The following is a 7,766-nucleotide window of genomic DNA, read 5'->3' on the forward strand; positions in this document are numbered from 1 at the left end:
CATGTGAAGACCTTCTATATCACCACGCCCATTTATTACGTCAACGCCAATCCCCACTTGGGGCATGCGTATACGACCATCGTGGCGGACGCCATGGCGCGTTTCCACCGTTGTCTCGGCGAGGATACGCTCTTTCTCACCGGCACGGACGAGCATGGCGACAAGATTGTGCAGGCCGCGGAAAAGCGTGGCCTGACCCCGCGGCAGTTCGTGGACGAGATCAGCGGCCGCTTCCGCGCGCTCTGGCCGCGCCTTGGCATCGCCAATGACCGCTTTGTGCGCACCACGGACGAGCAGCACAAGGCCGCGGTGCAGGACTTTTTGCAAAAGGTCTACGACGCGGGCGACATCTATTTCGGCGAGTTCGGGGGGCATTACTGCTACGGCTGCGAGCGCTTCTATACGGAAAAGGAGCTGGAAAACGGCCTCTGCCCGCAGCACCTCACCAAGCCGGAATTCATCAGCGAGAAGAACTACTTTTTCCGCATGTCCAAGTATCTGCCCTGGCTGCGGGAATATATCCTCGCCAACCCGGACTTCATCCGGCCCGAGCGCTACCGCGGCGAAGTACTCGCCATGCTGGAGTCCGGCGCGCTGGAAGACCTCTGCATCTCGCGCCCAAAGACGCGCCTCACTTGGGGCATCGAACTGCCCTTTGACCGCAACTATGTCTGCTATGTGTGGTTCGACGCGCTCATCAACTATATCAGCGCTCTTGGCTGGCCAGGTGGGGCGGACTATGCCCGCTACTGGCCCGGAGAGCACCTTGTCGCCAAGGACATCCTGAAGCCGCATGCCGTTTTCTGGCCCACCATGCTCAAGGCAGCCGGGCTGCCCCTTTACCGTCACCTCAACGTGCATGGCTATTGGCTCGTGCGCGACACCAAGATGTCGAAATCGCTGGGCAATGTGGTGGACCCGCTCGACCTGGGCCAGCGCTACGGGCTCGACGCCTTCCGCTATTTCCTCCTGCGCGAGATGCACTTCGGCTCTGACGCCAGCTTCAGCGAAGAGGCGCTGGTGGGGCGCATCAATGCTGATCTCGCCAATGACCTCGGCAATCTCTTCAGCCGCGTTCTTTCCATGACCGCCAAGTACTGTGACAGCCAGATACCCGCAGGCACCGTGCACACTGACGCGGATCGCGCCATTGAAGAACTCTGCGCCTCGGTCATGGAAAATTATCTCCAGCTCTTCCGCAACGTGCGCTTCGCGCAAGCCCTGGAAGCCCTGTGGGAGCTGGTGCGCGCGCTCAACAAGTATGTGGACAGCCAGGCGCCCTGGACCCTCGCCAAAGAAGGCCAGCAGGAGCGGCTTTCAAGCGTGCTCCACATCCTGCTCGCCTGCATGCGCAAGATCGCCCTCTGCCTCTGGCCCGTCATGCCCAAGGCCGCGGGCGCCATGCTCGCCCAGCTCGGCGAGGAGGTTCCGGCCGACGGCACGCCCCCCACGCGCGACCTCGCGGCGGAAACGGCCAGCCTCTCCGGGCTCAGGGTAGGCGCCAAGGCCGCGCCGGCGTCCAATCTTTTCCCGCGGATAGATATTGCCGCCCTCGCGGAGGAACAGGCCGTCAAGAAGTCAGGGTGCCAGGAGAAAACGAAAAAAGTTCAAGCAAAGGATGAAAAAAAGAAGGCGGATGCGGCCGCGACGAGCCCATTGCCCGAAATCAGTTTTGACAGCTTCAAGAGCCTTGACCTGCGCGTGGGGACGGTGGTCAGCGCCGAGCGCCATCCCCAGGCCGACCGCCTCCTGCGCCTGCTCATTGATTTTGGCGAAGGCGAGCCGCGGCAGATACTTTCCGGCATTGCGGAATATTATGCGCCGGAAGCGCTTGCCGGGCGCCAGGTGTGCGCGGTCCTCAACCTTGCGCCGCGCAAGATCCGCGGGCTCATGTCGTGCGGCATGGTGCTGACCGCGGGCGAGGGCGATTGCTGCCGCCTCCTGACACCTGATGAGGTCGTTCCGGCCGGGAGCCCCATCTCCTAGCGTGGCGCGGCGTCACGGGGCCAGCCCGGGGCGCGGCCCTACGAGGGGGATTTTAGGCGCGGTCTTCCGGCTTGGCACCGCAGGATGCCGTGCGGAAGATGCGCGCCAGATCCAGCGCTTCCGCCGGGGAGAGGTTGAAGCGCATGCCCGCTTCATCCAGCAGGATTTCCACCTGTTTGTCCGGGCAGCGGCTCCGTTCCTCATCGAGATAGACGAGGGCTCGGCGCACCAGTTCACTGTGATGGATGATGGTCGGCATGGCAGCCCCTTTTTGTAAACCATAGGCACGTGCCCCGCCCGTGGCAAGGCCGCGTGCCTGATTCGCTCCTCCGGGCCAGGATCATATGGACGATCTTTTGACATCGCTCATCTTGAGCATTGTGGAAGGCCTCACGGAGTTCCTTCCCGTCTCTTCCTCCGGCCACCTCATCCTCGTGGGCGACCTGCTCCATTTCACCGGGGAAAAGGCGGCGACGTTCGAGGTGGTCATCCAGCTCGGCGCCATCATGGCCGTGGTCGTCCTCTACTGGAAGCGCTTTGTGGGGCTCGTGCGGCCGCAACCCTATGTGCGTTTTGCCGGACCGCGCGGCCTGTGGCTGCTCTTTCTCACGTCCCTGCCCGCCTGCGTGGCCGGGCTCCTGCTCCATTCCTTCATCAAGCATTACCTGTTCCGGCCGTCAACCGTGCTCGCGGCCCTGGTCGTGGGCGCCATCTGCATGATCCTCGTGGAGCGGCGGCACGAGCGTCCAACCTGCGTGAGCCTCGACGAGCTCACACCCCGCATGGCACTCGGCATCGGCTGCTTTCAGTGCCTTGCGCTGTGGCCCGGCTTTTCGCGCTCGGCGGCGACCATCATGGGCGGCATGATCCTGGGCGCCCGGCGCGCCCTGGCGGCGGAATATTCCTTCATCGCGGCTGTGCCCATCATGATGGCGGCGACAGGCTACGACCTGCTCAAGAACTTTTCCCTGTTCACGGCGGCGGATATCCCCTTTTTCGCCGTAGGCATGGTGGGGGCCTTCGTTTCCGCGCTCCTCGCGGTCAAGGCATTCGTGGCCCTGGTGGGCAAGATGACCCTCGTGCCCTTCGCCATCTACCGCCTGGCCTTGGCGCCCTTTGTGTATTATTTCGTGGTCCGCTGACGGTGGGAAGCGCCGCGCTTGGCGGTGCGCGCAAAAATCGCTTGCCAAGCCCGGTCAAGTCGCGTAGAAAGTGCGTTGCGCAGCGAGCGCTCGTGGCAAGGTAGCTCAGTTGGTCAGAGCATGCGGTTCATACCCGCAGTGTCGGGGGTTCAAATCCCTCCCTTGCTACCAACATGATGTCAAGGAAGTCCAAGGTCGTCTCAAAGGCCTTGGACTTCTTTATTTATGGCTTCTCTGGTTGTCCACCTTGTCATTATAGTCATTGGCCGTGAAGGGGGAATAGGGGCAATACTCGGGGTAACGAGCTTAAGCGAACACGAGCTGTTACCCCATGCCGCTTACAGATACAGCCATCAAGGCCCTGAAGCCGAAGGCGCCCCGCTACAAGGTGTTTGACGGTGGCGGGCTCTAACGCGAAGTTCTGCCCACTGGCTCAAAGGTCTGGCGCATCAAATACCGCGAGGAGGGGAAAGACCGCCCCCATACCATCGGCCATTATCCTGACGTCAGTCTGCGTGACGCGCGGCTTGCGCTGCTCAATGCGATGGCGCTCCTCGAGTCGGACGAGCGCTTGGAGCCTGATGCCAAGACCCAAAATCCCACGTTCAGCGCAACGGCATTCGAGTGGATAGAGTGCCAAGGCCGCCGCTGGAGCGAGGCGCACAAGACCACTGTCACCACGCGGCTGCAAAACCTCGTGTTCCTTCACGACATGGAAGGTGCGGTTCCAAAAGCTCTCAAACCTTGTCAGATATATCGGTGACGACGCTGAGCAGCTTGCATTTTCTGCGCCTTTTTGTGGAAAAATAGCAGAAAACTTCAAAAATTAAAAGAAAAATGAGGACACTAGCTGGCATATAAACAGGGTCGGGCATTAAATGCCCCTAAGATTTCTGCCCCTTATACATTGGCTCCCATATCAGCACCTTCCCTAAAGGTAACGATAGGCTTGAACACCTCTATCCTAATGGCAGCGTGTTTTTTGGATATAACCGCTGTCGCGCATCCCCATAGCGGGTGGTTCTTAGTCTCAGCCCCCATCGCTCCTTCGACTGGATTCACGCCTTAATACAAAAAAGGGCGTTCCCATGACGGTGCAACGCCCTTTTTTCACGTCGAGTAGCTGTATCGGGCAGAGCTGGCACCTATTTCTTCCCCGCAGGGGCCGACAAGCCCTCCAGGCTGTTGTCGCAGGCTTCGGCGATGGCGTCCGCGAGCGCGAGGAAGGCCGTCTTGGCCGGGGAGCTCCCTTCGAGGTTCACCACGGGCACGCCCAGGTCGGCGGCCACCACCGTGGCCGGGTCCAGCGGGATGGCGCCCAGGAAGCGGATGCCGCAGCTTTCAGCCAGCTCGCGACCGCCGCCCTTCTTGAACAGGTCGATCTCGGTGCCGCAATTGGGGCAGACGAGCCCGCTCATGTTCTCCACCATGCCGAGGATGGCCGCATCGGCGTACTGGAGGAAGTTGATGGCCTTGCGCACATCGGCGAGCGAGATCTCCTGCGGCGTGGTCACGACCACGCACTGGGCGTCGGGGATGCTCTTCAGCACAGTCATGTGCTCGTCGCCGGTGCCGGGAGGTGAGTCGATGAGCAGGTAATCGAGCACGCCCCATTTGACATCGGCGAGGAACTGCCGGATGGCCGAGGTTTTCTTGGGGCCGCGCCAGAGGATGGCCTGGTCCCTGTCCTCAAGAAAGGAATCCATGGAAATGACCGAGAGGTTATCCGTGCACACGGCCGGCAGCATGAGGCCGGTTTCCGGGTCGACCTCCACCGCGCCCTTGAGCCCGAGCAGGTTGGGCACGCTCGGGCCGTGCATGTCCACATCGAGGATGCCGACCTTGTGCCCGCGTGCGGCGAGCGCGGCCGCCGTATTGACGGTGACGGAGCTCTTGCCCACCCCCCCCTTGCCGCTCATGACGAAGATCTTGTGACGGATACCGGCGAGGGTCTGGGCGATGCGCCTGTCCTGGAGGGCGAACTGGTCATTGCAATGGCCGTCGCCGCCATGCGAGGTGGAATGCGAACAGGATGCGCCCGAGGGGCAGGAAGAGCAGGAGGACATGGCATTTCCTTGCTGGTTGGAAGTTAGAGGCGAGGGGCATTCATGGGCGCCAGCCGTGGTCGCCCACAAGGTCCACAAAGATGACGGGGCCCAGGTCTTCAGTATCGGTGCGCCCGAGGTGCTTGCGTACCCGCAGGAGGCGTTGCGTCCGCGGCCGCGAGCCCACCGGGATGACGAGGATACCCCCCTCGGCGAGCTGGTCAAGCAGGGGCGCGGGCACCTCCGGGCCACCTGCGGTGACGATGATGCGCTCAAAGGGCGCAGCCAGGGGCAGCCCCCTGGTGCCGTCGCGGCAATAGGTGCGCACCGCGGAAATTTGCAGCGAGTGCAGCAGGCTGCGCGTGGCGTTGTGCAGTTCCTGCATGCGCTCAAGTGAAAAGACCGTGCAGCCCATGGCGGCCAGTACCGCCGCCTGGTAGCCCGAGCCCGTGCCGATCTCGAGCACGCGCATGCCCGGCTCTGGCACCAGCATGGCGGTCATGAGCGCGACGATGGACGGCTGCGAGATGGTCTGCCCGAAGCCGATGGGCAGGGGCGTGTCTTCATACGCATGCGCGCGGAGCGCCTCCTCCACAAAGAGGTGCCGCGGCACAGAGCTCATGGCCGCAAGCACGGCCGGCGCCTCCACCCCGCGCTGCGTAAGCTGCCGGGCCAGGCCGTCCACCATGCGCTGCCGCAGCCGCCGGGGGTCGACCTGCGTCGCGCGTGGGGCACGCCTTTCCGCGCCGGCCGCGTGCGGATGTCTGCCACTGTACATATGCGGGAAGTGAGAACAGATTTTCCCACGCAAGTCAATGCGTGGCGCGGTCACGCCCCGGGGCGCCGGGCAACGCCGTCTTGAAAAAAACAGGCCGCTGTGCAACCATTGAGGCCTGCTGCAAGGAGTTGCCGATGCGTACCACAAGCATCCTTTCCACGGCGCTGGCGGTCCTCGTCATTGGCGCGCTGGCCGTTGGCGGTTATGTGTTTTTCAAGGATCTGGACGGCCCCACCATCCAAATAACGCCGGCCACCGGGCGTGTGTCCCCGGCCACCGTCCTTGAGATCACCATGAAGGACCCGGCGGGCATCCGCTCGCTGGTGGTAGGCATCCGCAAGAACAATGTCCTCAATGTCATTTTCAACCGGCATTTTGACGACTATCTGCCCGAACGCACGGTGAGTGTGCCGCTCAAGGACGCCCAGTTGCGCGAAGGCGCCTTCGAGATGGAGATCCGCGCCACGGACGGCTCCCTCGCCGGCTTCGGTCAAGGCAATACCCGCACCGAGCTCGTTCCCATGCGGCTGGACACGCAGGCGCCGCGCATCTCGGTCAGGACGCTGCCGCCCAATGTGCGCCGCGGCGGCTCGGCAGTCATCCGCTATACCATTGATGAAGAGGTCAGCCGCAGCGGCGTGCTCGTGGCCGGCTATTTCGTGCCCGGCTATTTGCAGAAGGACGGCAGCTATCTCTGCTTTTTCCCGTTTCCCTACACCATGACCGCGCGCGACTACAAGAATTCTGTAGAGATCACCGCGACAGACCTCGCGGGCAATACCACCAAGAGCCGCCTGTCAGTCATGGCCTTTGAGCGCACGTTCAAGAGCGACAATATCGACCTCAAGGACAACTTCCTGCAGGCCGTGGAGAACAAGCTCAAGCACCTGGCGCCCGGTGCGTCCGATCCGTTGCAATGCTACCTGTATATCAATAACGAAGTCCGCGCGGCCAATGTGCAGACCCTGCGCGAACTCAGCCGCGACACCGCCGCCGCCATCCTCTGGCGCGGGGCCTTCCTGCGCCTGCCGCGTTCCGCCGCGCGCGCCGGCTATGCCGACCACCGCTTCTTCCGTTACCAGGGGCAGCTCGTGGGCGAGTCCTACCACCTGGGCTTCGACCTCGCCTCGGTACGCAACGCGGAGGTCCCGGCCGCCAACAGCGGCCGCGTCATCTTCACGGCGGAGCTCGGCATCTACGGCAATCTTATTGTCATTGACCACGGCCTCGGAGTGATGTCCCTTTATTCGCACCTGAGCGAGATACTCACCGAGGCGGGCAAAGTGGTGAACAAGGGCCAGGTCATCGGCCGCACCGGGAGCACCGGGCTTGCCTTTGGCGACCACCTGCATTTCGGCATCCTCGTGGGCGGCGTCGAGGTCACACCACTGGAATGGATCGACCCCAAGTGGATCCGCGACAATATCGTTGAGCGGATAGGCGCGGAGTTTTTCGCTGGGAGCCAGCTGTAATGTTTCAACAGGTTATTCACTTTTTTTGAATTCGGTAAAGCGGGAAGTGGCTACCAACAGCAAACTGGATGGGCAGTAAGGTAAACAGCCACGCGAGTGCCAAACTTACGGCACGAGGTCGAGAAGAATTGGTTAGATAGTGCCGTCATTTGATTTTAGCCCAAATGGCAATGCACCTTATATGCACAGCAGCCAGAAAAGAGGCCGTATTTTTCGCATACCGTGTGGCGATACCCCGCCAGCGCTTCAATTCCAAAAAGGCATTTTCAATAAGGTGCCGAAGTCGATAAAGATATTTATCGTAAGGACGTGGACGTTTCCGGCTTTTACGAGGAGGGATGAC

At 61.9% G+C, this 7,766-nt stretch carries 7 protein-coding genes, 1 tRNA gene and 1 pseudogene; 5 read left to right on the plus strand and 4 right to left on the minus strand.

Annotated features, from left to right (window positions below):
- Positions 1-3: 3 nt before the first annotated feature.
- On the plus strand, positions 4-1,986 hold the full coding sequence (gene metG, locus HDR50_RS12270) for a methionine--tRNA ligase (RefSeq protein WP_291358573.1): 1,983 nt from the start codon (positions 4-6) through the stop codon (positions 1,984-1,986).
- Between the two features lie 52 nt (positions 1,987-2,038).
- Here metG and HDR50_RS12275 read toward each other — a convergent pair whose 3' ends face one another.
- A complete protein-coding gene (locus HDR50_RS12275) occupies positions 2,039-2,245 on the minus strand; it encodes a hypothetical protein (protein WP_291358575.1) in 207 nt (68 codons plus the stop codon).
- 85 nt (positions 2,246-2,330) lie between these two features.
- Between HDR50_RS12275 and HDR50_RS12280 the strand changes: the two genes are divergently transcribed.
- From HDR50_RS12280 to HDR50_RS12510, 3 genes are all read left to right on the plus strand, one after another.
- The gene (locus HDR50_RS12280; protein ID WP_291358576.1) at positions 2,331-3,128 is read left to right on the plus strand and encodes an undecaprenyl-diphosphate phosphatase; all 798 of its coding nucleotides are present in this window, start codon (positions 2,331-2,333) and stop codon (positions 3,126-3,128) included.
- Positions 3,129-3,222: 94 nt separating this feature from the next.
- Positions 3,223-3,299: transfer RNA gene (locus HDR50_RS12285), tRNA-Met, on the plus strand.
- 250 nt (positions 3,300-3,549) lie between these two features.
- On the plus strand, positions 3,550-3,891 hold the full coding sequence (locus HDR50_RS12510) for an Arm DNA-binding domain-containing protein (RefSeq protein ID WP_365817758.1): 342 nt from the start codon (positions 3,550-3,552) through the stop codon (positions 3,889-3,891).
- Positions 3,892-4,273: 382 nt separating this feature from the next.
- Here the strand turns inward: HDR50_RS12510 and HDR50_RS12290 are convergent, their stop codons facing one another.
- Both HDR50_RS12290 and HDR50_RS12295 read right to left on the minus strand, forming a co-directional pair.
- Complete coding sequence (locus tag HDR50_RS12290; protein ID WP_291358577.1) at positions 4,274-5,194, minus strand: Mrp/NBP35 family ATP-binding protein; 921 nt, start codon at positions 5,192-5,194, stop codon at positions 4,274-4,276.
- 40 nt (positions 5,195-5,234) lie between these two features.
- Positions 5,235-5,861, minus strand: coding sequence for a protein-L-isoaspartate(D-aspartate) O-methyltransferase (locus HDR50_RS12295; protein WP_291358578.1), 627 nt, complete (start codon positions 5,859-5,861; stop codon positions 5,235-5,237).
- A gap of 224 nt (positions 5,862-6,085) precedes the next feature.
- On the opposite strand from HDR50_RS12295, the gene HDR50_RS12300 reads away from it, so the two are divergent.
- A complete protein-coding gene (locus HDR50_RS12300) occupies positions 6,086-7,423 on the plus strand; it encodes a M23 family metallopeptidase (RefSeq protein ID WP_291358579.1) in 1,338 nt (445 codons plus the stop codon).
- A 145-nt stretch (positions 7,424-7,568) separates the two neighbouring features.
- Here the strand turns inward: HDR50_RS12300 and HDR50_RS12305 are convergent.
- Positions 7,569-7,766, minus strand: a pseudogene (locus HDR50_RS12305) (IS5/IS1182 family transposase); the annotation flags it as partial.

The sequence above is a fragment of the Desulfovibrio sp. genome (genome assembly GCF_014803725.1).
Taxonomy (GTDB): Bacteria; Desulfobacterota; Desulfovibrionia; order Desulfovibrionales; family Desulfovibrionaceae; genus Desulfovibrio.